The organism is Massilia sp. SYSU DXS3249, assembly GCF_053668055.1.
The window spans coordinates 104,435-128,159 of sequence record NZ_JBSIPX010000009.1; the positions used below are offsets into that span (position 1 = coordinate 104,435).

The following is a 23,725-nucleotide window of genomic DNA, read 5'->3' on the forward strand; positions in this document are numbered from 1 at the left end:
GATGCGTAGGTTGGGTGCACATGGCTTGTGCGCCAGCTTATGCCGGCGAGTAAGCCAGTCTTACATAAATCGGCGCGAACGGTTCGGCCTGGGTAATTTCGACCAGGGTTTCCTTGGCCAGCTCGAGCAGGGCGACAAAATGGACGACCACGATCGGCACCGACGCCGAGCCCGCGAACAGCTCGCCGAACTCGACGAAGCGCTGCGATTGCAGGGTGCGCAGGATGGCCGACATGTGCTCGCGCACGGACAGCTCCTGGCGCCCGATGCGGTGGTGCTGGGTCAGCTTGGCGCGCCGGATCACGTCGAGCCAGGCGCGCTGCAGATCGTGCGGGTCGACCTGCGGCAGCACCGGCGTCAGGCTCTGCTCGACCGTGAGCGAGGGACGCTGGAAATCGCGTCCTTCCTGGGGCAGGGCGCCCAGTTGCACGGCGGCCAGCTTGATCTGCTCGTACTCCAGCAGGCGGCGCACCAGTTCGGCCCGCGGGTCGCCGACATCCTCGACCAGGTCGTCCTGCCGCTTGGGAAGCAGCATGCGCGACTTGATCTCGATGAGCATCGCGGCCATCAACAGGTACTCGGCCGCCAGTTCCAGGTTGCTCTTGCGGATCTGCTCGACGTATTCCAGGTATTGCAGGGTCACCTGCGCCATCGGGATGTCGAGGATATTGAAGTTCTGCTTGCGGATCAGGTAGAGCAGCAGGTCGAGCGGCCCTTCGAAGGCGTCGAGGAAGATCTCGAGGGCGTCGGGCGGGATGTACAGGTCGTTGGGCATGCGCAGCAGCGGCTCGCCGTAGAGGCGCGCAGTTGCTTCCACCGTGGCTGCCGCGGCGTCGAGGCCGGAGGGATCGGACGGCAGGGCACCGTCGTCGATCGCACTGGCGGCCGGCCCATCCGGCGCGACCTGTTCCGGCATCATGCCCGTCGGCCTTTAGAACTTGCTCTGGTACGGATAGGCAGCCTGGCGCAGGCGCGATTGCTTGACGCGCTCTTCTTCTTCGAGCGAGATCGGTGCCTTGTCCCACAGCAGGGAGCGGCCTTCTTGCTGGCGCTGTTCCATGCCAGGGGTCTTGGTTTTCAGTTCATCGATGAACTTGGTATGGTCGGATACGTAACCGGTGAATTTAGGCATTGTTTTAGTCTGAAAAAAGAGATGCCGGGACGGCGAGGCAGATTGTTCTGCCCACGGCCTCCCGGCGTCAAGGTTTAAGGGTGCAGCGCGTTCAGTTGGCGAGCGATGATGTCGTGGTTCAGCCACAGCACCGGTGCAATCTTTTCGGATGCGCCATGGAACATCAGCGGGCCCGCGCCTTCCAGCACCAGCGAGGACAGGTGGTCGGTGATCAGGGCCTTCCTGTCCTTGTGCAGGGCGGTGATGGCTTCCGAGGTGCCGATCATCACGTCGGCCAGGGCCGGGGTGTTGTCCATCGGCCAGGCTTCGAAGTTACGGAACTGGGCGCTGGTCGCGTCGTTGTTGTACTGCTCGATCTGGTCGAGCAGCGACTGCAGCGAGGTGCCTTCGCCCAGCAGGTCCTGGCAGATCTGCCATTGCTGGTCGGCCCATTCTCCGCCGCCTTCCTTCTTGAGTGCCGTCAGCAGCGGGAAGAGCGACAGCTCGACGCCGACGAAGATGTCCGACGAGTTGGTGCGGATTTCCGGGCAGTTGAAGACGGTGGCCAGGACGCCCTGGCCCCAGGCCGCCTGGGCGATGCTTTCCAGGCGCATCTTGGCGTAGCCCTGGGTGTAATTCGTGTAGGTCTGCCACTGGTATTCGCCGCCGATCAGGATCTCGGTGCCGTGGTAGCCGTAGGCCGTGTAGCGCACTTCGCCGCCGGCCCTGGTCACGCGCTCGCGGATCGGCGCCGAGGCATCGATCAGGTATTTCAGCGTGTTGGCGCTGACTTCGTCGAAGTTCATCAGGATCAGCTTGCCCAGGTCGCTGTCGAGCAGGGCGCGCGAAGACATGAAGCGCTCGCCGCGGCCTTTATAGATGCGGTTGGCGATGGCCAGGAAGGCCTTGATCTTCGGGATGCCGCCGGCCATGGTGTGGGCGAAGAAGACGTTCGCGCCTTCCGGGACCAGCTTGTCGATCTCGCCCATCACCTGGGCGGCCGAGGTGGTGAAACGGCGCACGCCGGCGTCGCGGCAGCGCTCGATCTTTTCCCAGTCCAGCTTGTCTTCCTGCCAGCTCTTCAGGGTGATACCCGACAGCATTTCGGTCGGATTCTGCTCGCCTTCCGGCGCATCCATGTCGAAGCCGGCCATCAGCGGCACGTTGATGATGCGCCCGCCCAGCTTCTCTTCGGCTTCGGCATGTTCTTCGGCGGTCAGGGCGCGCAGGGCGCCGGTCTCGTCGCGGCGGCCGACGGTGATGCCGACGATGGTCATGCCCGCCTTGCGTGCCTCATCGATCAGGCCGTTCACATAGCCGCGGCCGAACAGTTCGCCGAACAGGACGAAGACGTCGCCCTTGCGGAACACGTTGGCTTGCGGGATGTGGCGGAGGGGAGTCAATTCGGTCATTTTATTAGCTACCTATCAAAGAGTTTGAAGGGGCGTCAGGCGCATGTTTCTTCAAAAAAACGGCATTATAACGCCGTCGATTGCCCCGGGAAACGGCTCCCGGGGGCTGCTCCCTGCGGGGCAGGGAACAGCGAGGGAATGTGCTTAGCGAATCCGCATGCCCGGGGTCGCGCCCGGCATCGGATCAAGCAAGTAGAGGCCCGGGTTGGTCTTTTCGTCGGCGCTTGATGCGCACAGCACCATGCCCTCCGACACGCCGAACTTCATCTTGCGCGGCGCCAGGTTGGCCACCAGCACCGTGAGTTTGCCGATCAGGTCTTCCGGCTGATAGGCCGACTTGATGCCCGAAAACACATTGCGGTGGCGGCCTTCGCCCACGTCCAGTGTCAGGCGCAGCAGCTTGCTGGAGCCTTCGACGTGTTCGCAGTTGACGATTTTGGCGACGCGCAGGTCGATCTTGGTGAAGTCGTCGATGGTGATTTCCGGGGCGAGTTCCTCGATGTCGCTTGCGCCGGCTTCAGCAACCGGGGCGGCGGCGGCAGCGGGCGCTGCGATTGCAGGCGCGGCCGGCTTGTCGAACAGGTTCTCGACCATCTTCGCATCCACGCGCTGCATCAGGTGGTTGTAGGCGCCGATGGTGCGGCCGAGCATGCTGTAGACGGCGTCGCCCTGGGTATCGGCCCAGCTGACATCCTTGTCGTTCAGGAATTCGGACACGCGCGCGGCGACTTGCGGCAGCACCGGCGACAGCATGATGGTCAGCTGGCGGAACAGGATCAGGGCGACCGTGCACACCTCGTGCAGCTCGGCAACCTTGCTCTCGTCCTTGGCCAGGATCCATGGCTTGTTCTCGTCGACGAACTGGTTCGTGACGTCGGCGATCTCCATGATTTCGCGCAGCGCACGGCCGTATTCGCGGGCTTCGAAGCTGGCGGCGATGCTGGCCTGGCGCTCGGCGCCGTCCACGGTCAGCGCGCGCGCAATCCACGACTTCGCGTTATCCGACAGGTTCGATGCCAGCTTGCCGTCGAACTTCTTGGCGATGAAGCCGGCGCAGCGGCTGGCGATGTTGACGTACTTGCCGATCAGGTCGCTGTTGACGCGGGCGACGAAGTCTTCGCCGTTGAAGTCGAGGTCTTCGACTTTCGAGTTCAGTTTGAAGGCCAGGTAATAGCGCAGCCATTCCGGGTTCATACCCAGTTCCAGGTAGCGCAGCGGCGAAATGCCGGTGCCGCGCGACTTCGACATCTTTTCGTTGTTGACCGTCAGGTGGCCGTGCACCGCGACCTTCAGCTTGTCGATGATCGGGTGGCCTGAGAAATTCAGCATCGCCGGCCAGAACAGCAGGTGGAAGGAAACGATGTCCTTGCCGATGAAGTGAACCTGCTCGGCGTTCGGATCCTTCAGGAAGGCCTCGAAGTCGAGGCCCTGCTTGTCGAAGTAATTCTTCAGCGAGGCCAGGTAGCCGACCGGCGCGTCCAGCCACACATAGAAGAACTTGCCCGGCGCGTCAGGAATCGGGATGCCGAAGTAGGGCGCGTCGCGCGAGATATCCCAGTCGGCCAGCTTTTCGCCGGATTCACCCAGCCACTCGGAGACTTTATTGACCATCTCGGACTGCAGGCGGCCAGGCGTGTTCAGCCACTCCTTGAGGAAGTGGAAGCAGCGCGGGTCGGACAGCTTGAAGAAATACTGCTCCGAAGGTTTGAGCACCGGGGTCGAGCCGGTGAAGACCGAGAACGGGTTCACCAGTTCGGTCGGCTGGTAGGCGGCGCCGCAGACTTCGCAGTTGTCGCCATACTGGTCCTTGGCGCCGCACTTCGGGCACTCGCCCTTGATGTTGCGGTCGGCCAGGAACATGCCCTTGACCGGGTCGAAGAAGCGGTCGACGGTCTTGGTGACGATCAGGCCGGCGTCGCGCAGCTTGCGGTAGATGCCCTGCGACAGCTCGACGTTTTCCGGCGAGTCGGTCGAATACCAGTTATCGAAGGCGATGTGGAAGCCGTCCAGGTACTGGGCGCGGCCGGCGGCGATCTTTGCCACGAATTCCTGCGGGGTGATGCCTTCCTTCTCGGCGGCGATCATGATCGGCGTGCCGTGAGTGTCGTCGGCGCAGACGAAGTGCACCTGGCGCTGGCCGTCCGCATCGCGCTGCATTCGCTGGAAGCGGACCCAGATATCGGCCTGGATGTATTCCATCATGTGGCCGATGTGGAAGGCGGCGTTGGCGTAGGGCAGTGCGGTAGTGACGAACAGCTTGCGGGTCATGGTCGAAACGCTATTAGTGGAAGGAAAAAAGGCATTTTACCAGCGGAAGGTCCCAAGTGTTTAATGGGTATGGCCGGGATTTGCCAGAAGGGCAAGAGAGTTTCCTGCGTTTTTGCTACACTGCGCCCATCACATTCGGAGAAACACATGAGCATCACTGCGGACGACGTCAAGGCGGCACTGTCAAAGGTCATCGATCCTAATACGGGCAAGGACTTCGTGTCCTCCAAATCGGTCAAGAACATCCAGGTGGACGGCGGCGACGTCGCATTGGACCTGGAACTGGGCTACCCGGCCAAAAGCCAGATCGCTTCGCTGCGCGCGGCGGTCGTGAACGGCGTCAAAACGATTCCCGGCGTCGGCAACGTCAGCGTCAGCGTGCAGGTCAAGATCCTGTCGCACGCCGTGCAGCGCGGCCTGAAGGTCATGCCGAACGTGAAGAACATCATTGCCGTGGCCTCGGGCAAGGGCGGCGTCGGCAAGTCGACCACGGCCGTCAACCTGGCCCTGGCCCTGGCCGCCGAGGGCGCCAGCGTCGGCGTGCTGGACGCGGACATCTACGGACCGTCGCAACCGACCATGCTCGGCATTAACGCGCGTCCGGAAAGCCTGGACGGCAAGACCATGGAGCCCCTGGAAAACCACGGCGTGCAGGTATCCTCGATCGGCTTCATGATCGATCCGGACGAGCCAATGGTCTGGCGCGGCCCGATGGTCACGCAAGCCCTGCAGCAGCTGCTCGACCAGACCAACTGGCGCGACCTGGATTACCTCATTGTGGATATGCCGCCGGGCACCGGCGACATCCAGCTGACCCTGTCGCAAAAAGTGCCGGTCACCGGCGCCGTGATCGTCACCACGCCGCAGGACATCGCGCTGCTGGACGCGCGCAAGGGCCTCAAGATGTTCGAGAAGGTCGGCATCCCGATCATCGGCGTCGTGGAAAACATGAGCACCCACATCTGCTCGAACTGCGGCCATACCGAAGCCATTTTTGGTGCGGGCGGCGGCGAGAAGATGTGCGAGGACTTCGGCGTCGACTTCCTCGGCGCGCTGCCGCTGACGATGGCGATCCGCGAGCAGGCCGACTCGGGCCGCCCGACCGTGGTGGCCGATCCGGACGGCGCCGTGTCTGCTGTCTATAAAGAGATCGCGCGCAAGGTGGCGGTCAAGGTCGCGGAGAAGGCGAAGGACATGACCAGCAAGTTTCCTTCGATCGTCGTCAAGAACGACTGAGAGCGACTAACAAGCCCCATGGCTGCGTTGCATGCGTCTCGCCGTACCAGCGTACTGTCTTCGACGCATGCGCCTCGCCACGGGGCTTGTGAGTCGCTCTCAGTAACTGATTGAGCATGCGTCTTAGCGCCATCCGCGAGCGCCTGGCCAGCCTGGGCGCGCTGCCGGAACACCAGGCGCGCGTCCTGCGCGACTGGGTACAGGGCGCGCCGCACGAACGCGGCCGGCGCCGTCCGGCCGACTACCTGCCGAAACCCGTACGCGAAGCGCTGCCCCAGCTCGACGCCGAGCTGGCCGGGCTGGCGCGCGTCATCAGCGAGCACCCGGCCGAAGACGGCTCGGCCCGCCTGCTGGTGGGGCTGAACGACGGCCAGGCGGTCGAAACCGTGCTGCTGCCGCGCGACGGCGTCTGCGTGTCGAGCCAGGTTGGCTGCGCGGTCGGCTGCACCTTCTGCATGACCGGGCGCGAGGGGCTGCTGCGCCAGGTGAGCAGCGGCGAAATCGTCGCCCAGGTGGTGCTGGCGCGTGCCCGCCGTCCCGTGAAGAAAGTCGTGTTCATGGGCATGGGCGAGCCGGCCCACAACCTCGACAATGTGCTGGAAGCCATCGAGCTGCTGGGCGTCGAGGGCAACATCCCCCATAAAAATCTCGTGTTCTCTACCGTCGGCGACCCGCGCGTCTTCGAGCGCCTGCCGCTGGGGCGTGTAAAACCGGCGCTGGCCCTGTCCCTGCACACCACGAAACCGGCCTTGCGCGCCGAGCTGCTGCCGCGCGCGCCGAAGCTGGCGCCGCTCGAGCTGGTCGAATTCGGCGAACGCTATGCGCGCCTCTCCGGCTATCCGATCCAATACCAGTGGACGCTGCTCGAGGGCGTGAACGACGGCCAGGACGAGCTCGACGGCATCGTCGCGCTACTGCGCGGCAAGTACGCGATCCTGAACATGATTCCCTACAACATGATCCCCAGCCTGGCCTTCCGCCGCCCGAGCTGGGAGCGTGCCAGGGAGATCGCGGCCCACCTGCACGGGCGCGGCGTGCTGACCAAGCTGCGCGATTCGGCGGGGCAGGACGTGGAGGGCGGCTGCGGCCAGTTGCGGGCGAGGGCGGGGCGGACGATCGCGATCGCGCCTCTGCCGTAGCCTGCCGGACACCGCATTTTGGAACCGCCCCTGTCGGTTCGCTCGCCGCTCCGGTATCATGGGCGGATGAATGAGATTTCTTACCACCCGTTTGTCATTGGCGTCGCTGGCGGAAGCGGCAGCGGCAAGTCGACGGTGACCCAGCAGGTGCTGGCGTCGTTCGGCGCCGACATGGTCTCGGTCGTGATGCAGGACGATTACTACCGCGACCAATCCGATCTCACCCCGGAAGTGCGCCGCAAGCAGAATTACGACCACCCGGAGGCCTTCGACTGGCCATTGCTGGTAGAACACGTCCGCGCCCTGCGCAACGGCGAGGCGATCGAGATGCCGGAGTACGACTTCACGATCGACAACCGCTCGAACAAGACCATTCCCGTCAAGCCAGCCCCGGTCATCGTGATCGAAGGCCTGTTTGCCCTGTACGACGCCGACTTGCGCAGCATGATGTCGCTGAAGATCTTCGTCGACACCGCCGCCGACGTCCGCTTCATCCGCCGCATGCAAAGGGATATTGCCGAACGCGGCCGTACGACGGAGAGCATCGTCGGCCAGTACCTGGAAACGGTACGCCCGATGCACAAACAGTTCATCGAGCCGACCAAGCGCCACGCCGACGTCATCCTGCCCCACGGCGCGAATGGCCCGGCGGTCGACGTGATCACGACCAAGGTGGCGAGCGTCATCGGCCAGTTGAAGCGGTCCTGAGCTGGCACGGCGCCTGCGGTCCATGAACAGGACCGGCTTCCTGGCCGTCAGGGGGCGCCGGCGGGATAGCCGCGCCCGGCATTGCGCGCGCCGCCGTCAAGCGTGGTGCATGCTTTTCGGCTTTGTTTCTGCTTAAAAATAAGGTCTGTAGGAAACTTGCTTCCTACACTGGCGTTTGGACTCACTCGCCGGGGCTGCCTCAAGCCCGACCGAACACACATGAACAGCACCTGCGCGCGATGGAGCGACCACTACCTGGTCGCGACCCATTGGTTCATTCCCGCCGACTCGCTGAACGGGCCGGCGGCGGCCCGTTCGCGGGCCGAAAACGTCGTCAACGCGGCGCTCCTGGCGGGCACGGCGGGCCCGTTCTACGCGCTGGCCTATTACCTGCTGGGCTTTCCCGCCGCGGCCGTCGAGATCCTGCTGTGCTGCCTCTGCATGCTCGCTTCGCCGCTGCTGCTGCGCGCCACCGGCAGCGTGCGGGCCGCGCGCGAACTGTTCCTGTGCGCGCTGTTCTTCAACTTTACGTGGCTGAGCTATTACCTGGGCGGAATCGGCGCGCCGACCGCCAGCTGGCTGATCACCCCGCCGCTGGTGGCGATGTTCCTGGGCGGCGTCGCCAGCGCACTGTCCTGGCTGGTGCTCAGCTGCATCGCCGCCATCGCGATCTGGGCGCTGCCGGGGGCGGGGTACGCCCTGCCTGGCCATCCGGTGTCGGACATGGCGCTGCTCTACCTGGCCTGCCACCTGGGGCTGTTCATCGTGGTGCTGGTGTTCGCCCTGCTGGTCGAAATGACCAAGACCCAGGGCTTCGTCAAGCTCGAGCAGGCGCTGGGCACCATCAACGAACTGGCGATCCGCGACGAACTGACCGGCGTGCATAACCGGCGCTACCTGATGGGATTGATCGAAAAGGAAAAGGAACGCAGCGACCGCAACGGCCGCGCGTTTTGCCTGTGCCTGCTCGACATCGACTTTTTCAAGCGCGTCAACGACACCTACGGCCACAGCGCCGGCGACGCCGTCCTGCGCGCCGTCGCCCGCACGGTGCAGGGGCAGGTGCGCGGCAGCGACTGCTTCGGCCGCTACGGCGGCGAGGAATTCCTGCTGATGCTGCCCGAGACCTACGCCTCCGACGCCCTGGTGCTGACCGAGCGCGTGCGCGACGCCATCGAGAAGCTGCGCTGCCTGGAAGCGGGCAGCGAGATCGCGCTGACGGTGTCGATCGGCGTGGCCGAGTACCGCATGGGCGAGGCGATCGGCCTGACCGTCGGGCGCGCCGACGAGGCGCTCTACCTGGCCAAGTCGAGCGGGCGCAACCGGGTCATCTGCCACGGGCAGAACGAGGACCCGGGTGCGCTTGCGCTGCGCGACAGCGCACCCGGGGTTCCCGATCTACAGGATCTTGGCGCGAGCGTCGGGCGCATGCTCGACAGCGTGCACTGCGACCAGCTCACGGGCCTGCTCAACCGGCGCCTGCTGCGCGACCGCCTGCGCCATGCGATGGACCGCGCCGACCGCAACCGCCACCTGGTCGCGCTGCTGCTCCTGAACATCAACGGCTTCAAGGAAGTCAACGACGCCCTCGGCTACGAGGCCGGCGACGCGCTGCTGGTGCAGGCGGGCGCCGTGATCCGGCGCTGCCTGCGCGACTGCGACACGGTGGCGCGCTGGAGCGGCGACGAATTCGTGGCCCTGCTGGAAGACCTCGGCGGCGAGGGCGATGCGCGCCAGGTGGCGGAAAAGATCCTCGACCGCTTCGGCCTGCCGATGACGGTGGCCGAACGCGAATGCTTCATCACGCTGTCGGTCGGCATCGCCCTGTACCCGGCCGAGGACTGCGACCTCGACGCACTGCTCAAGCGCGCCGACATCGCCATGCGCAGCGCCCGTGCCTGGGGCGAGAACAGCATCCACCTGTATTCGAGTGCCGCCTGCCAGCCCAAGAGCGAGCGCCTCGCCCTCAAGAACGGCCTGCGCGACGCCCTCACACGCGGCCAGCTGTTCCTCGAATACCAGCCGCAGGTCGACCTGGCCACGCGCCGCATCGTCGGCGTCGAAGCGCTGCTGCGCTGGCAGCATCCGGTCTATGGGCGCATCGATCCGGGCCGCTTCATCCCGCTGGCCGAGGAAACCGGCATGATCGTGCCGATCGGCGACTGGGTGCTGCGCACCGCCTGCGCCCAGAACCGGGCCTGGCGCGACGCCGGCCTGCCTGGCGTGAAGACGGCGGTGAACCTGTCGGCGCGCCAGCTGCGCGTGCCGAAAATCGCGGCGCGCGTGATGGAGATCGTCGCCGCCACCGGGCTGCCCTGCGGCTGCCTCGACCTCGAGATCACCGAGGGCGTGCTGATCGACGACCTCGAGGCCAACCGCAAGGTGCTGGGCGAACTGCGCGCGGCCGGCGTGCTGGTGTCGATCGACGACTTCGGCACCGGCTACTCGAGCCTGAACTACCTGTCCGAGCTGCCGGTCGACATCCTCAAGATGGACGGCCTGTTCGTGCGCCGCCTCGGCACCAGCCTGCGCGCGCGGCCGTATGCGATCGCCGAGACGATCGTGGCGATGGCGCACCGGCTCGAGCTGAAAGTGATCGCCGAATGCGTCGAGACGGCCGAGCAGCTGGCCGACCTCGACGCGATGCGCTGCGACGAGGCCCAGGGCTACCTGTTCCATCGCCCGCTGCCGGCGGAAAGCATCAGCATGCTGCTGGCCCGCCAGGCGGCCGAGGCCGGAGGGCAGGCGGCGCCGGCGCCGGTCCCGGCCTGAGCGGCCCTTGTATTCACCTTTCATTTTTTCGAGGAGACCACCGTGCGCGAGGACACGATCGTTTTCGAGGGCGGCGACGAGCTCAAGGCCCTGCTGGCCTGCGGCGCCATGCGCGGCAGCGTGTCCGGTTTCGCGCAGCCGCGCGGGCCGGACCTGCTGCGCCGCGCGAAGGCGCTCGACGACTGGTGCGCGCTGCGCGCCGCCCACGGCCTGTGGCAGCATGGGCGCATGCTAGCCGGCGCTCCCGCCCCCGAAGCCTGCGTGCGGGAAGAGGGCGCGGCCTTCAGCACGGCCACCCGCGGCGTCAACTTCGCCTCGCACGATGCGCTGGCGCTGGCGGCGCACCCGGGGGTGCGCGAGGCCGGTGCTGCAGCCCTGCTCGAAGCCGGGCCGCACAGCGCCGGGCCGGCCGGCCTGCTCGGCAACGGCCGCCTGTCGCTGGCGCTGGAGGCGGCGCTCGGCGCGCTGCTGCTGCTCGAACACGTGACCCTGTTCCCGTCCGGCTGGAGCGCGGCCTTCGGCGCCATCACGGCGCTGGTGCACGGCCGCGACTATGTGCTGCTCGACGCCCAGGCGAACGCGGCGCTGCGCCAGGGCGCGCTGGCCGCCACCCGCAAGGTCGTGCCGCACCGCCACCTCGACACCGGCCACGTGCGCGAGATCCTGGCGGCGATCCGGGCGCGCGATGCCGAGAACGGCATCCTGGTCGTGACCGAGGGCCTGTTCGGGATGGATGCCGACCAGCCGGACCTGCCGCTGATGCATCACCTGTGCCGCGAGTACGGCGCCACCCTGCTGGTCGACGCGGGCCAGGACCTGGGCGCGCTCGGCCCCGGGGGCGGCGGCACGCTGGGCGAGCAGGCGATGCTGGGCAAGGTCGACATCGTGCTCGGCAGCCTGGCGAAGACCTTTGCCGCCAACGGCGGCTTCGTGGCCAGCGGCTCGCGCGCGCTCAAGCGCCAGGTACAGGTGTTCGCCGGACCCTGGCAGGCATCGAGCGCGCTGTCGCCGGTGGCAGCGGCCTGCGCGCTCGAGGCCCTGCGCATCGTCCGCAGCACGGAGGGAGACAGCTTGCGTGCGGCGCTGCTGCACAACGCCCTGACGCTGCGTGCACACTTGGCCGAGACGGGGATGCGCTGCCTCGGGGTGCCCGCGCCGACCGTGCCGCTGTGGGTCGGCAGCGAGCAGGTGGCGCGCCTGGCCGGTCGAACCCTCGCGCGCGAAGGGGTGTTCGTCGATGGCGGCGAGTTCGTCGACCTGCCGGCCGGCTTGCCCCCGGTGCTGCAGGACGATGCGGTCGATCCCGCCCCGGCGGGCACGGCGCGCCTGCGCCTGCAGGTGACGGCCGCGCACCGCCCGGCCCAGTTGCGCCATGGGGCGCGCAGCATCGGCGCGGCGGTGGCCGGCGCCGGCGCCGCGCTCGGGGTGGAGCCGGCCGGCGCGCCGCCCAGCCACGAGCGCCGCCGTCGCTGAAGCGCAACGAAGCGGCAGGGCAGGGAGAGGCGCAAGCGCCGCCTGCGCCGGGCGCATCGCGGTAAAATAGCCGCTTTATCATTTCGGCTTTCACCATGACCGTCCGCACCCCCGTCCGTACCCGATTCGCCCCCAGCCCGACCGGCTACCTCCACCTCGGTGGCGCGCGCACCGCGCTGTATTCCTGGGCCTATGCCCGCCACTTCGGCGGCACCTTCATCCTGCGCATCGAGGACACCGACCTCGAACGCTCGACGCCGGAAGCGGTGCAGGCGATCCTGGACGGCATGCAGTGGCTCGGCCTGTCGCACGACGAAGGCCCGTTCTACCAGATGCAGCGCATGGACCGCTACCGCGAGGTGATCAAGGGCATGCTGGAAGCCGGCACCGCCTACCTGTGCTACTGCTCGCCGGAAGAAGTCGAAGCGATGCGCGAGCGCATGCGCGCTCTAGGGGAAAAGCCGCGCTACGACGGCACCTGGCGCCCGGAGCCGGGCAAGACCCTCCCAGGCGTGCCGGAAGGCGTGAAGCCGGTCGTGCGCTTCAAGAATCCGCTGGACGGCGAAGTGACCTGGAACGATGTCGTAAAAGGCCCGATCACGATCGCCAACAAGGAGCTCGACGACCTGATCATCGCGCGTCCGGACGGCACCCCGACCTATAACTTCTGCGTGTCCGTGGACGACTGGGACATGCGCATCACCCACGTGCTGCGCGGCGACGACCACGTGAACAACACGCCACGCCAGATCAACATCCTGCGCGCGCTCGGCGCCGAACTGCCGGAGTACGGCCACCTGCCGATGATCCTGGGCCCGGACGGCCAGAAGCTCTCGAAGCGCCACGGCGCGGTCAGCGTGATGCAGTATCCGGAGCAGGGCTACCTGCCGGAAGCGATGCTGAACTACCTGGCACGTTTGGGCTGGAGCCACGGCGACGACGAGATCTTCTCGATGGAGCAGTTCACCGAGTGGTTCAACCTCGAGCACCTGACCGCGTCGGCGGCCCAGTTCAACCCTGAAAAACTGGCGTGGCTGAACAACCACTACATCAAGGCGGCCGACAACGAGCGCCTGGCCGCGCTGGTGCGCCCGAAGATGGAAGAGCAGGGCGCGCAGTTCGACGGCGCCCCGGCTCTGCCGGCAGTGCTGGCCCTGGTCAAGGACCGCGTCAACACGATCAACGAACTGGCCGACGCATCGATGCTGTTCTTCCGCCAGCCGCAGCCCGACGCGGCCCTGATGACCCAGCACCTGACCGATGCCGTGCGTCCCGCTCTGGCAGCCTTCGCCGAGCGCTGCCGGACGGTCGAGTGGAACAAGGCTGCGATTGCCGCCATGCTCAAGGAAGTGCTGGCGGCGCATGGACTGAAGATGCCGCAGATCGCCATGCCGCTGCGCCTGCTGGTCACCGGCCAGCTGCAGACGCCGGCCATCGACGCGGTGCTGGAACTGTTCGGTCGCGAGACTGTGCTGGACCGTGTCGCGAAGGGCCTTTAATTCGAGCGTGCGGCAAAGCTTCATGGCGGCGTTGCATCGTCTCGCCGTACTAGCGTACTGTCTTCGACGACGCGCTTTGCCCTGAAGCTTTGTCGCACACTCGTGATTCCCGCAAAACGCTATTTGCGTAATGCAAGAACCCCCGCTATAATGCTCGCACTTCAGCAGTACAGGGGGGTATAGCTCAGCTGGGAGAGCGCTTGCATGGCATGCAAGAGGTCAGCGGTTCGATCCCGCTTACCTCCACCAAGTCCTGAAGGTAGTACGGTAGTTCCAGGGTCCCCATCGTCTAGAGGCCTAGGACATCACCCTTTCACGGTGAGTACCGGGGTTCGAATCCCCGTGGGGACGCCAAGGTTTTGGCGGAAGTTCGTCAGGAACTGTGCCAGAAGCTGCGCCAGCGGCAGCGGTAGTAGAAGCAAAAGCAGTATGTTATAATGTTGTTTTCCCGTAGGGGGTATAGCTCAGCTGGGAGAGCGCTTGCATGGCATGCAAGAGGTCAGCGGTTCGATCCCGCTTACCTCCACCACGTCGGAAAACATTGTTATAGCAGTCCGGGTCCCCATCGTCTAGAGGCCTAGGACATCACCCTTTCACGGTGAGTACCGGGGTTCGAATCCCCGTGGGGACGCCAAGAATTCGGCAGCAGCAGTATAGTAGTATCGGAACAGTTTTAGGTCCCCATCGTCTAGAGGCCTAGGACATCACCCTTTCACGGTGAGTACCGGGGTTCGAATCCCCGTGGGGACGCCAGATATAGAAGTAGAAATATCAAGCAAAAAGCCGCTCATAGCGGCTTTTTGTTTTTTTGCGCTTATCCTCCATGACTATGCCAGCACTCCCGGAATCCCCGCTCACGCTCGCAATCTTCTGCAAGGTCGTCGACAACTACGGCGACATCGGCATCTGCTGGCGCCTGGCGCGCCAGTTGCAGCGCGAACATGGCGTCGCCGTCACGCTGTGGGTCGACGACCTGGTCAGCTTCCGCCGGATTTGCCCGGAAGTGAACGTGGCGGCCGACGAACAAGCCGTGCAGGACGTCATGGTACGTCACTGGCGCAACCAGGATGGCAGTTTTGTCCCTGCCGACATCGCCGACATCGTCATCGAATTTTTCGCCTGCGACATTCCGCCCGGTTATATCGAAGCGATGGCGCAGTGCGAGCCGCGTCCCGTCTGGCTCAACCTCGAGGGCCTGACGGCGGAAGAGTGGGTCGAAGGCTGCCACAAGCTCCCTTCGATGCATCCGCGCCTGAGGCTGACCAAGCATTTCTTCTTCCCCGGCTTCACGGCAAACACCGGCGGCCTGCTGCGCGAAGGCGGGCTCGAGCATGAGCGGACGCAGTTCCAGTCCGATCCGGCCGCGCGGCGCGCCTTCCTGCGTGGTCTCGGCCTGCCTGATCACGACATCGACGCCTTCACCGTGTCGCTGTTCTGCTACCCGCACGCGCAGGTAGCCGCGCTGTTCGACGCCTGGTGCATGGGCAGTGAAGTCATCACCTGCCTGGTGCCCGAAGGCGTGGCGCCGGACGCGGTCGCGCACTTTCTCGGCCAGCCGGGCAAGGCCGGGATGGCGGCGACCCATGGCGCGCTGACCCTGCGCGTGCTGCCTTTCGTCCCGCAGCCCGATTACGACCGCCTGTTGTGGGCCTGCGACCTGAACTTCGTGCGCGGCGAGGATTCCTGGGTGCGCGCCCAGTGGGCCGGCAAGCCCTTTATCTGGCACATCTATCCCCAGGACGAGAACTTGCACCACAAGAAACTGCGCGCCTTCCTCGGCCGCTACGCCGCCGGCATCGACAGCCTGGAGGCGTTTTCGCTGCACTGGAACGGGGCGCTGGAAGGGGGCGACTGGGCCGCGCTGTGGCCGGCCCTGCGCCGGGACGGCGCCCGGATCGAAGCCCGTTCCAACGAATGGCAAGCGCGCATGCTGGAAAACGGCGACCTTGCCTCGAACCTGCTCGCCTTTGCATCCTCACTTCGCTTCACTTCGATAGGCACGGCATCCGTTACGTGATATCATGCCCGGTTACTGCAACCCCTTTTTTAGATTACTCAGACTCCTATGAAACCCGCAAAAGAGATCCGTGTCGGCAACATCATCATGGTTGATGAGAAGCCTTTTATCGTGCTGCGTTCTGACGTCAACGGCTCGAGCCGCACGGGCTTCACCTACAAGTGGAAGATGAAGAATCTTCTGACCAACGCTCCGCTGGAAAACGTGTTCCGCGGCGACGACAAGTTCGACGTCGTCGTGCTGGACAAGAAGCCGGTGACCTACTCGTACTTCGCCGATCCGCTGTACGTCTTCATGGACGAAGAGTACAACCAGTTCGAAATCGAAGAAGAAAACCTGGGCGACGCGCTGCACTACCTGAAAGACGGTATGGAATGCGAAGCCGTGTTCTACGACGGCAAGGCCATCTCGGTCGAACTGCCGACCACGATCGCACGCCAGGTTGTCTACTCGGAGCCGGCCGTCAAGGGCAACACTTCGGGCAACGTCCTGAAGGAAGCCAAGATCGAGAACGCCATCGAAGCCCACCAGCACATCGTCATGGTGCCGCTGTTCGTGAGCCAGGATGACACGATCGAAATCGACACCCGCACCAACGAATACAAGCGCGTCGTCCGTAACTAAGTTATTGCCGACCGGACTTGTAAAAGTTCTGCGAAAAAACGCTGCCCTGATCCGGCAGCGTTTTTTTTCGCCTGTCGCGTCCGCCGTGTGCAAATGGTGTCGAGCGGCAAGCACTGATATGCTATTGCTTTACTATAAAGAAGGGGAGACGCATGGATCGCAGGGATTTTGTTCGACTGGGCGTGGCCGCCGGCGCGGTTGCCGGCGGCGCCGCCACGGCCACTGCCGCACCGAAAGCGGCCGGCATTACCGCCGATGAATTGCTCGACGCCGGCGTGCGCGAGCAGGCCGCGGCGATGGCCGCCGGCAAGCTGAGCTCGCAGCAGCTGGTGAAACGCTATCTGGCCCGCATCGCCGCCGTCGACAAGGCCGGTCCGCGCATCAATTCGGTCATCGAACTCAATCCCGAGGCCCTGGCCATCGCCGCTGAACTCGACCGTGAGCGCAAGGCCGGCAAGCTGCGCGGCCCGCTGCACGGCATCCCGGTCCTACTCAAGGACAACATCGCCACCGGCGACAAGATGAGCACGAGCGCCGGCTCCCTGGCCCTGAACGGCGTACGCGCCACCCGCGACGCCTTCATCGTCGAGCGCCTGCGCGCCGCCGGCGCGGTCATCATCGGCAAGACCAACCTGTCTGAATGGGCGAACATGCGCTCGACCCATTCGGTCAGCGGCTGGAGCGGCCGCGGCGGCCAGACGAAGAACCCCTACGCCCTCGACCGCAACACCAGCGGCTCGAGCTCCGGTTCCGGCGCGGCGATCGCGGCCAGCCTGGCCACGCTGGCGGTCGGCACCGAGACCGATGGCTCCATCGTCTCGCCCTCGTCGAGCTGCGGCATCGTCGGCCTCAAGCCCACGCTCGGCCTGCTCAGCCGCAGCGGCATCATCCCGATCGCCCACTCGCAGGACACGGCCGGCCCGATGACGCGCAGCGTCGCCGACGCCGCCCTGATGCTGGCCGCCATGACCGGCGTCGACCCATCCGACGCCGTCACGAAAGAAAGCCAGGGCAAGACCGCCGACTATGCCGGCGCCCTGCGCTCTGACGGCCTGCGCGGCAAGCGCATCGGCGTGGCGCGCAACTTCTTCGGCGGCAGCACGGCCATCGACGCCATCGTCGAACAGGAACTCGCCGTGCTCAAGGCGCAGGGCGCCATCCTGGTCGACGTCAAAGTGCCCAATACCGACAAGTACAACGAGTCCGAAATCGAAGTGCTGCTGCACGAATTCAAGCCGGACCTGGCCGCCTACCTCGCTGCCTACGCGCCGCACGCGCCCGTGAAGAACATGGCCGACGTGATCGCCTTCAACGAGAAGCACGCCGAGCGCGAGATGCCTTACTTCGGCCAGGAACACCTGATCGCCGCCGAGGAGAAGTCGGGGCTGGACGCGAAGGTGTACCGCGAGGCGCTGGCCAACAACCTGCGCTATTCGCGCGAAGAGGGCATCGACAAGGTCATGCGCGAACACAAGCTCGACGCGCTGGTCGCCCCGACCGGCGGCGTCGCCTGGCTGACCGACTACATCAACGGCGACCACTACGGCATGAGCTTCTCGTCGCCGGCCGCGGTGGCAGGCTACCCGCACATCACGGTGCCCGCCGGCTTCACGCGCGGCCTGCCGGTCGGGATCTCCTTCGTCGGCGGCGCCTACAGCGAAGCGACCCTGATCGGCATGGCCTACGCCTACGAGCAGGCCAGCAAACGCCGCCGCGCGCCGACCTATCCGGCCTCGGTCAACGTCAAGGCGTAAATGGAAACGGCCTGGGGTCAGTTCATGATCGCCGGGCCGTTTTTTCGAAGTCCGAGATGTTGCAGCAGTTCCGTAGGGTGGACGGGTTTCCCGTCCACGCGTCCAACCAGCTCCAGAATTTCGCGTATTGCAAACGAACGTTGAACGCGTGGACGGCTTCAATGCCCGAGGTTTGCACTCACCCTGGCATAGCCGTCCACCCTGCGCTCATCCGCCCTTCGCCCGCTCGAACACCGGCCCCCACAACGGATGCCCCTGTTCCCCCGGCTCCAGCGTAAAGTCCGGATCCAGCTTCAGCGCCCGCTCGAACGCCTGCTCGCACTGCTTCGGCCGCGAGGTCACGCAATAGCTGAAGGCCGTGTATTTCAGCGCCGTCACCCGGGTCTTCAGGGGCGAGCTGCTGCGGATGTCGTTCGAGCTCAGGCGCCGGATCGCGCCGTTGAAATCGCCCTCGTTGTACAAGCGGATCCCGTCGCGCAGCGCCGCCTGTTCGCGTCCGGGCTGGGCTTCGGCGCGCGCTTCGGTGCGCTCGCTCTTGTCGCTCCGTTCCGCCTCGCGCTGCACGGCGCGGTTGTGGTCGCGCTCGGCCTCGCGCTTGACGGCATTCCTGTGCTCGCGCTGCGGCTTGGTCTCCAGCAGGGACTCCAGCTGGGCGCAGCCGCTGAGCACACCGGCGGCGAGCAGGGCGCACAGCAGGCGTGGAGGGAGGATACGGGTCATGGCAACTCCTTACTCGGCCTTGGCCGTAAAATCATGGGCGATCGTCGTCGATTCGCGCGAGCCCGCGTTCACGTTCAGCACGTGCTCGGGGAAGTTCGGATTGACGATCCGGATCGTATGCTTGCCGCGGCTGAGCGTCAGCCGCTTCACCGGCGGGCTGACGCCGCGGTCGACGTCGTCCACGTAGACCGTGCCCCAGGGCTTGATCAGCAATTTGTAGGTGACGCCATTGACGATGGCTTCGCCGGCCTTGCCGGGCACGGCGCCAGGGGCCGCGAGCTCGTCCGGCGCGGCGGCGGCGTCCTCCGTCGCCCCGGACAGCAGCCCTGCGTCCGCATCGGTCGCGGGTGCTTCGACCGGTGCGGCGGCGTTGTTCTCGTCGGCGCGCGGCGCCACCACCGTTTCGCCGGCATCGAGTCCGTTCGCGGCGCGTTCGGCGGGAGGCAGCGAGACGGCCACCATGTCGCTCGAATCGCTCTGCTGCAGGTAGGAGACGAGGGCGCTGCCGGCGGCGAGCAGCACGACGGCGGCGCCGGCGATCCAGCCCCAGCGCTGGACGCTGTTCGATTTTTTGGGGCGCGGCGGCGGCGCGGCCGGCACGGCCAGCTTGCGGGCCGCCTCTTCGTGTAGACGGGCGGCTGTCGCCGCTTCCAGGGCGGTCGGCTTGCGCGTCGGCGTGCTGTCGCCGGCGGCGAAGGATGCGGTGGTGGCGGCAGCCGGTGTGCGCAGAAGGGGTTCGGTAACGGGCGGGCTTGCCGGCTGCGGCGGCTCGACGCGCCGTTCGGGCATGGCCGCCTGCGCTGGCGTGGCGTCCGGCGCGGCCTCGGTCGCGGACGGCGTATGCAGGCGCGGCTCGGACAGGTCGGGCGCGCTTGCTGCGACGGGCGCCGGGTGGACTTCCTGCATTACCGGCGCCGGAACCGGCTGGCTGTAGTCGGGCGCCGGCGCATCCGGCACTGGGGCGGATTCTTGCGGCTCGGCCGTGAACGCGGGCAGCACCGTCTCGGCGGCCGTCGGCATGTCGGGCTGCGGCTGCACGGCCGCTTCGTTTGCTACGGGCGCCGCCTCCGCCAGGGTCGAGGCGTGCACCGGCTGGTCGGCCGCGGGCGCCGCAATGCCTAGCAGCGTACGCATGTCGGAAATGGTTTTCGGCCGCAGGCGCTGGTTCGGCCCGAGGCAGCGGTCGAGGCCATTGGTCAGTTCGGTGCTGTAGTCGTCGTAGAGGCGCGGGCCGAGCGGTCCGTCCGGCGGCAGTTCGGCGGTGATGGCGTAATGGACGACCACCGCCAGCGCATGCAGGTCGGCCGGCAGCTGCGCCGCACCGGCCGCGCCGACTTCCTCGGGCGCGGGCAACAGCAGCGGCTCGTTATTGGCGAGCATGACGATGGTGTCCGGCGAAATCGGGCGGTGCGGCGCGCCGGTCTCGTATTGGCGTTCGAGCGAATCGAGGAGGTGGCGCAGCAGGTCGCGGCACCAGGTCTCGTTGACCAGCGCTGGAGTGTGTTCGACGATGTCGCGAACCGTGCGCCCGTCCGCAAACGGGGTGTAGATAGTTGTCATTTGGCTGGTCATTTTGCTAAACATTTATTTTTAGCAAAACTATGCCAGATTTACAGCAAGCGTGTCGCTGTTGAGTCAACCGTGCGCGACGAACGATGTGGCGTCCGCCGCAATTGCGTAGATTGCCGGTTGCTCAGACTTCCAGGAAGCGCATCTTGAAGCTGCGTCCCTTGAAGTTGCCGAAGTCCGGACCGAGGCGGTTGCCGGCATTGAGCTTGCGGAAAGCACCGTCGGCCACCTCGCGCGCGAGCGCGACATAGGTCTGGAATTCGGTCACGTTGATCTTGCCGACCTGCTCCTTCGTGAGGCCGGCGTCGCCGGTGAGGGCGCCCAGCACGTCGCCCGGGCGCAGCTTGTCCTTTTTGCCGCCGGCGATGATGAGGGTGACCATCGGCGCCGGTTCGGCCGGCAGAACGCTGTCGCCCAGGTCGTCGAGCTTGTACCAGGAAACCTCGGTGTTCTGGTATTCCTCGATCAGGCGCACCCATTTCTTTTCGTTCGGTGCGCACAGCGACAGGGCCAGGCCGGTCTCGGCGCCGCGGCCCGTGCGGCCGATGCGGTGCACGTGCACTTCGCTGTCGCGCGAGACGTCGACGTTGATGACGGCTTCCAGGTTGGCGATGTCGAGGCCGCGCGCGGCGACGTCGGTTGCCACCAGCACCGAGCAGCTGCGGTTGGCGAACAGGATCAGGATCTCGTCGCGTTCGCGCTGTTCGAGTTCGCCGTACAGGGCGAGGGCCGAGAAACCCTGCTCGCGCAGCGTGTCGGCCAGCTCGCGGCAATGGGCTTTCGTGTTGCAGAAGGCGAGCGTGGAGACCGGCTTGTAGTGGCGCAGCAGGCGCGCCACGGCGTCGTCGCGGTTGTCGAAACCGACTTCATAGAAACGCTGTTCGATCTTGCTGGCGTCGTGCTGCGACTCCACCGCGATCTCGAGCGGCTCGTTCAGGAAGCCGGCGGTCGCATGGCGGATGTCGTCCGGGTAGGTGGCCGAGAACAGCAGGGTCTGGCGGCGCTGCGGGCAGGCGCTGACGATGCCGGCGATCTCGTCGTAGAAACCCATGTCGGTCATGCGGTCGGCTTCGTCGAGCACCAGCGTTTGCACCTTGGAGAGGTCGATCGTCGCGCGGCCGAGGTGGTCGCGGATGCGGCCGGGCGTGCCGACCACGATGTGGGCGCCGTGCTCGAGCGAGGCGATCTGCGGGCGCATGGCGACGCCGCCGGTCAGGGTCAGGATCTTGACGTTGCCGACGCCGCGCGCCAGGCGCCGCAGTTCGCCGGCCACCTGGTCGGCCAGCTCGCGCGTCGGGCACAGCACCAGGCCCTGGATCGCGAACCAGGCCGGATTGAGCTTGTTCAGGATGCCGATGCCGAAGGCCGCTGTCTTGCCGCTGCCGGTCTTGGCCTGGGCGATCAGGTCGCGCCCTTCGAGGACGGCCGGCAGGCTTTCGGCCTGGATCTGGGTCATCTCGTGGTAGCCGAGGGTGCCCAGGTTGGCGAGGAATTGCGGTGCCAGCGGCAGCGTATTGAATGATGTGGTCATGTGGCCCTCCAGCCGTTCAGGCCGGACGGTCGATCAGGCATCCGGCGCCCAGACCGGCAGCCCGGTCAGATCAAGGTTATCGTCGCGGCGCCAGACAGGCAGGCCGGTGGTATCGGTTTCTTCAAGCAGGGAAATCTGTTCCTGCTTCATGGTGGGGCGGCGGGGACGCGGAGCGCGTTTGGTGTCCAGACGGGTGACATCGGCGGCAACGGGTGTGGCGAGCGGCGCGGCTTCTTCGAAGCCAGGCAGGTCGATCGTGGCGTTGTCTTTCTTGTCTCTCATCCGGCGTCGCTGGGCCCAGAAAACAAAAGCCCAACTGCAAGAGTCGGGCTCGTTTAACACTAGTATTTGGTTGCGGGGACAGGATTTGAACCTGTGACCTTCGGGTTATGAGCCCGACGAGCTGCCAGACTGCTCCACCCCGCAGCGCTATTGTACTGCTTCGCGCGCCAGGATGCAAATGCAGGCGTTGCTGCGTCATTTCCTTTCACTTACAAGGCGCGCAGCCGCCACAGCGACGTCACTTCCTGCGAGCGCGCCGCATGCAGCGGATCGTCAAGGTCCGTCGCCTTCGGATGGGTCGGACGCACGTCGTGGCGGCCCGCCACGGCCAGCCCGGCCGCGGCGATCCAGCCTTCGAGCTGTTCGCGCGAGCGAAGGCCGAGGTGCTCGGCGAGATCGGACAGCACCAGCCAGCCTTCGCCGGCCGGCGTCAGGTGCGACGTCAAGCCGGAGAGGAAACCGCGCAGCATGCGGCTGTCCGGGTCGTAGATCGCGTATTCGATCGCCGAACTGGGTTTGCCCGGCAGCCAGGGCGGGTTGCAGACGACGAGGTCGGCCTGGCCCTCGGGGAACAGATCGGCCTTGATGATCTCGACCTGGCTGTCCACGCCGAGGCGCGCGATGTTCTCGCGCGCGCAGCCCAGCGCACGCTCGTCCATGTCGGTGGCGACGATGCGCTTGAAGCCGCGGCGCGCCAGCACGGCCGACAGCACGCCCGTACCCGCGCCGATGTCGAAGGCGAGGGCAGCATGCTGCGGCAGCGGCGCCTGCGCCGCCAGCTCCACGTATTCGCCGCGCACCGGCGAGAAGACGCCATACCAGGGGTGGATGCGATCGTCGAGCGCGGGGATGAAGACGCCCTTGCTGCGCCATTCGTGGGCGCCGATCAGGCCCAGCAGCTCGCGCAGCGAGACGACGAAGGCTTCGGTCGCCGCGCCATAGGCTTCGTTGCAGGCCTGGCGCATGTCGGGCGCGCGGCGCAGGGGAATCGTGTAGTCGGCATCGAAGGGGATCACCAGCATGGCCAGCGTGCGGGCGCGCTGCAGCTGGGCCAGGCGGTGGCGGTGGAACTGCTCGGTCAGCGTGGGAGGCGTCGCACCGGCCTTGGCGCGCTTTGTACGGGAACCTTTATGGTCGATCCGCCGCGCCAGTGCCTGCAGCAGCTGGCGCGCGTTCTGGAAGTCGCCGCGCCAGAGCAGGGCGGTGCCGTCGAGCGCCAGCCGGTAGGCGGTATCGGCCGCCATCGTGTCGTCGGCGACCACGACCTTTTTCGGCGCCGGCCAGCCGCTCTCGGAGCGCCACAGCGCCGAGCGGGCCTGGCCGCCTTCTTCCCATTCGATGCGCGTCATATCAGTGGTGGTGGTGCCAGTTGCCGTCGCCCGACTCGAGGAAGGACTTCACCGCGTCCGGGTTGCCGGTCGCGTGGCGCCGCACTTCGCCGCAGCCGCAGATGCCCTGGTAAGGCTGGATGTGCGAGCAGGCCGAGACTTTCTGCAGGTAGACCGTGACGTTTTTGGCGCACTTGGCGCATTTGAAGGTGAGGGTGCGGGCGGGTTTCATGTGCAGTGTGTAAGGATAAACAAAGGCGGCATTGTACCGGGTTTCGTAGG

General features: G+C 66.0%; 19 protein-coding genes and 6 tRNA genes. 14 read left to right on the forward strand and 11 right to left on the reverse strand.

Translation table 11 applies throughout. The features are described 5' to 3' along the window. Window positions 1-37: 37 nt before the first annotated feature. The 4 genes from ACWCIA_RS12610 to metG form a co-directional block, all read right to left on the reverse strand. Window positions 38-919, reverse strand: coding sequence for a segregation and condensation protein A (locus ACWCIA_RS12610; protein WP_454163720.1), 882 nt, complete (start codon window positions 917-919; stop codon window positions 38-40). 12 nt (window positions 920-931) lie between these two features. Continuing rightward, entirely contained in the window at window positions 932-1,132 is a 201-nt protein-coding gene (locus ACWCIA_RS12615; protein WP_454163722.1) for a DUF3460 family protein, read from the reverse strand. A 74-nt stretch (window positions 1,133-1,206) separates the two neighbouring features. Then, the gene (locus tag ACWCIA_RS12620) at window positions 1,207-2,523 is read right to left on the reverse strand and encodes an enoyl ACP reductase FabMG family protein (RefSeq protein WP_454163724.1); all 1,317 of its coding nucleotides are present in this window, start codon (window positions 2,521-2,523) and stop codon (window positions 1,207-1,209) included. 144 nt (window positions 2,524-2,667) lie between these two features. Then, on the reverse strand, window positions 2,668-4,791 hold the full coding sequence (metG, locus tag ACWCIA_RS12625) for a methionine--tRNA ligase (protein WP_454163726.1): 2,124 nt from the start codon (window positions 4,789-4,791) through the stop codon (window positions 2,668-2,670). 147 nt (window positions 4,792-4,938) lie between these two features. Here metG and apbC point away from each other — a divergent pair, with 147 nt between their 5' ends. The 14 genes from apbC to ACWCIA_RS12695 all read left to right on the forward strand — a co-directional run bounded on the left by apbC (window position 4,939) and on the right by ACWCIA_RS12695 (window position 18,013). After that, complete coding sequence (apbC, locus tag ACWCIA_RS12630) at window positions 4,939-6,027, forward strand: iron-sulfur cluster carrier protein ApbC (RefSeq protein ID WP_454163727.1); 1,089 nt, start codon at window positions 4,939-4,941, stop codon at window positions 6,025-6,027. Window positions 6,028-6,143: 116 nt separating this feature from the next. Next, window positions 6,144-7,166 (forward strand): RNA methyltransferase, encoded by a 1,023-nt coding sequence (locus ACWCIA_RS12635; RefSeq protein ID WP_454163728.1) that lies wholly within the window; start codon window positions 6,144-6,146, stop codon window positions 7,164-7,166. 66 nt (window positions 7,167-7,232) lie between these two features. Beyond that, entirely contained in the window at window positions 7,233-7,874 is a 642-nt protein-coding gene (udk, locus tag ACWCIA_RS12640) for a uridine kinase (protein ID WP_454163730.1), read from the forward strand. A 219-nt stretch (window positions 7,875-8,093) separates the two neighbouring features. After that, window positions 8,094-10,646, forward strand: a complete 2,553-nt coding sequence (locus ACWCIA_RS12645) for a diguanylate cyclase (RefSeq protein WP_454163732.1) — start codon at window positions 8,094-8,096, stop codon at window positions 10,644-10,646. Window positions 10,647-10,688: 42 nt separating this feature from the next. Further along, window positions 10,689-12,119: an aminotransferase class I/II-fold pyridoxal phosphate-dependent enzyme gene (locus tag ACWCIA_RS12650; RefSeq protein WP_454163734.1), complete on the forward strand. Its 1,431-nt coding sequence runs from the start codon at window positions 10,689-10,691 to the stop codon at window positions 12,117-12,119. A gap of 95 nt (window positions 12,120-12,214) precedes the next feature. Beyond that, window positions 12,215-13,618 (forward strand): glutamate--tRNA ligase, encoded by a 1,404-nt coding sequence (gene gltX, locus ACWCIA_RS12655; protein ID WP_454163735.1) that lies wholly within the window; start codon window positions 12,215-12,217, stop codon window positions 13,616-13,618. A gap of 173 nt (window positions 13,619-13,791) precedes the next feature. After that, a tRNA-Ala gene (locus ACWCIA_RS12660) sits at window positions 13,792-13,867 on the forward strand. 29 nt (window positions 13,868-13,896) lie between these two features. Next, a tRNA-Glu gene (locus ACWCIA_RS12665) sits at window positions 13,897-13,972 on the forward strand. Between the two features lie 99 nt (window positions 13,973-14,071). After that, window positions 14,072-14,147, forward strand: a tRNA-Ala gene (locus ACWCIA_RS12670). Window positions 14,148-14,176: 29 nt separating this feature from the next. Continuing rightward, a tRNA-Glu gene (locus ACWCIA_RS12675) sits at window positions 14,177-14,252 on the forward strand. Window positions 14,253-14,295: 43 nt separating this feature from the next. Continuing rightward, window positions 14,296-14,371, forward strand: a tRNA-Glu gene (locus tag ACWCIA_RS12680). 76 nt (window positions 14,372-14,447) lie between these two features. Then, window positions 14,448-15,635 (forward strand): elongation factor P maturation arginine rhamnosyltransferase EarP, encoded by a 1,188-nt coding sequence (earP, locus tag ACWCIA_RS12685; RefSeq protein WP_454163737.1) that lies wholly within the window; start codon window positions 14,448-14,450, stop codon window positions 15,633-15,635. A gap of 48 nt (window positions 15,636-15,683) precedes the next feature. Then, window positions 15,684-16,259 (forward strand): elongation factor P, encoded by a 576-nt coding sequence (locus ACWCIA_RS12690; RefSeq protein WP_136218665.1) that lies wholly within the window; start codon window positions 15,684-15,686, stop codon window positions 16,257-16,259. 152 nt (window positions 16,260-16,411) lie between these two features. After that, window positions 16,412-18,013, forward strand: a complete 1,602-nt coding sequence (locus ACWCIA_RS12695) for an amidase (protein ID WP_454163738.1) — start codon at window positions 16,412-16,414, stop codon at window positions 18,011-18,013. A gap of 207 nt (window positions 18,014-18,220) precedes the next feature. Here ACWCIA_RS12695 and ACWCIA_RS12700 read toward each other — a convergent pair whose 3' ends face one another. From ACWCIA_RS12700 to ACWCIA_RS12730, 7 genes are all read right to left on the reverse strand, one after another. Continuing rightward, complete coding sequence (locus ACWCIA_RS12700; protein WP_454163739.1) at window positions 18,221-18,733, reverse strand: TssQ family T6SS-associated lipoprotein; 513 nt, start codon at window positions 18,731-18,733, stop codon at window positions 18,221-18,223. Window positions 18,734-18,742: 9 nt separating this feature from the next. Beyond that, complete coding sequence (locus tag ACWCIA_RS12705) at window positions 18,743-20,293, reverse strand: hypothetical protein (protein WP_454163741.1); 1,551 nt, start codon at window positions 20,291-20,293, stop codon at window positions 18,743-18,745. A 133-nt stretch (window positions 20,294-20,426) separates the two neighbouring features. Beyond that, window positions 20,427-21,833 carry an ATP-dependent RNA helicase DbpA gene (dbpA, locus tag ACWCIA_RS12710; protein WP_454163743.1) on the reverse strand — a complete coding sequence of 469 codons (1,407 nt, stop codon included), beginning with the start codon at window positions 21,831-21,833 and terminating at the stop codon, window positions 20,427-20,429. Window positions 21,834-21,866: 33 nt separating this feature from the next. Beyond that, the gene (locus ACWCIA_RS12715) at window positions 21,867-22,115 is read right to left on the reverse strand and encodes a hypothetical protein (protein ID WP_454163745.1); all 249 of its coding nucleotides are present in this window, start codon (window positions 22,113-22,115) and stop codon (window positions 21,867-21,869) included. Window positions 22,116-22,182: 67 nt separating this feature from the next. After that, window positions 22,183-22,259, reverse strand: a tRNA-Met gene (locus ACWCIA_RS12720). 65 nt (window positions 22,260-22,324) lie between these two features. Next, window positions 22,325-23,464 (reverse strand): methyltransferase, encoded by a 1,140-nt coding sequence (locus tag ACWCIA_RS12725; RefSeq protein WP_454163746.1) that lies wholly within the window; start codon window positions 23,462-23,464, stop codon window positions 22,325-22,327. Window position 23,465: 1 nt separating this feature from the next. Next, window positions 23,466-23,675: a hypothetical protein gene (locus ACWCIA_RS12730; RefSeq protein WP_454163748.1), complete on the reverse strand. Its 210-nt coding sequence runs from the start codon at window positions 23,673-23,675 to the stop codon at window positions 23,466-23,468. Window positions 23,676-23,725: the final 50 nt, after the last annotated feature.

Coding starts and splice junctions, on each gene's coding strand:
- ACWCIA_RS12645 (WP_454163732.1), top strand. CDS start 8,094: ATGAACAGCACCTGCGCGCGATGGAGCGACCACTACCTGGTCGCGACC.
- ACWCIA_RS12705 (WP_454163741.1), bottom strand. CDS start 20,293: ATGACAACTATCTACACCCCGTTTGCGGACGGGCGCACGGTTCGCGAC.
- ACWCIA_RS12690 (WP_136218665.1), top strand. CDS start 15,684: ATGAAACCCGCAAAAGAGATCCGTGTCGGCAACATCATCATGGTTGAT.
- ACWCIA_RS12715 (WP_454163745.1), bottom strand. CDS start 22,115: ATGAGAGACAAGAAAGACAACGCCACGATCGACCTGCCTGGCTTCGAA.
- ACWCIA_RS12730 (WP_454163748.1), bottom strand. CDS start 23,675: ATGAAACCCGCCCGCACCCTCACCTTCAAATGCGCCAAGTGCGCCAAA.
- ACWCIA_RS12620 (WP_454163724.1), bottom strand. CDS start 2,523: ATGACCGAATTGACTCCCCTCCGCCACATCCCGCAAGCCAACGTGTTC.
- ACWCIA_RS12610 (WP_454163720.1), bottom strand. CDS start 919: ATGATGCCGGAACAGGTCGCGCCGGATGGGCCGGCCGCCAGTGCGATC.
- ACWCIA_RS12725 (WP_454163746.1), bottom strand. CDS start 23,464: ATGACGCGCATCGAATGGGAAGAAGGCGGCCAGGCCCGCTCGGCGCTG.
- ACWCIA_RS12635 (WP_454163728.1), top strand. CDS start 6,144: ATGCGTCTTAGCGCCATCCGCGAGCGCCTGGCCAGCCTGGGCGCGCTG.
- udk (WP_454163730.1), top strand. CDS start 7,233: ATGAATGAGATTTCTTACCACCCGTTTGTCATTGGCGTCGCTGGCGGA.
- dbpA (WP_454163743.1), bottom strand. CDS start 21,833: ATGACCACATCATTCAATACGCTGCCGCTGGCACCGCAATTCCTCGCC.
- gltX (WP_454163735.1), top strand. CDS start 12,215: ATGACCGTCCGCACCCCCGTCCGTACCCGATTCGCCCCCAGCCCGACC.
- ACWCIA_RS12615 (WP_454163722.1), bottom strand. CDS start 1,132: ATGCCTAAATTCACCGGTTACGTATCCGACCATACCAAGTTCATCGAT.
- metG (WP_454163726.1), bottom strand. CDS start 4,791: ATGACCCGCAAGCTGTTCGTCACTACCGCACTGCCCTACGCCAACGCC.
- earP (WP_454163737.1), top strand. CDS start 14,448: ATGCCAGCACTCCCGGAATCCCCGCTCACGCTCGCAATCTTCTGCAAG.
- ACWCIA_RS12695 (WP_454163738.1), top strand. CDS start 16,412: ATGGATCGCAGGGATTTTGTTCGACTGGGCGTGGCCGCCGGCGCGGTT.
- apbC (WP_454163727.1), top strand. CDS start 4,939: ATGAGCATCACTGCGGACGACGTCAAGGCGGCACTGTCAAAGGTCATC.
- ACWCIA_RS12700 (WP_454163739.1), bottom strand. CDS start 18,733: ATGACCCGTATCCTCCCTCCACGCCTGCTGTGCGCCCTGCTCGCCGCC.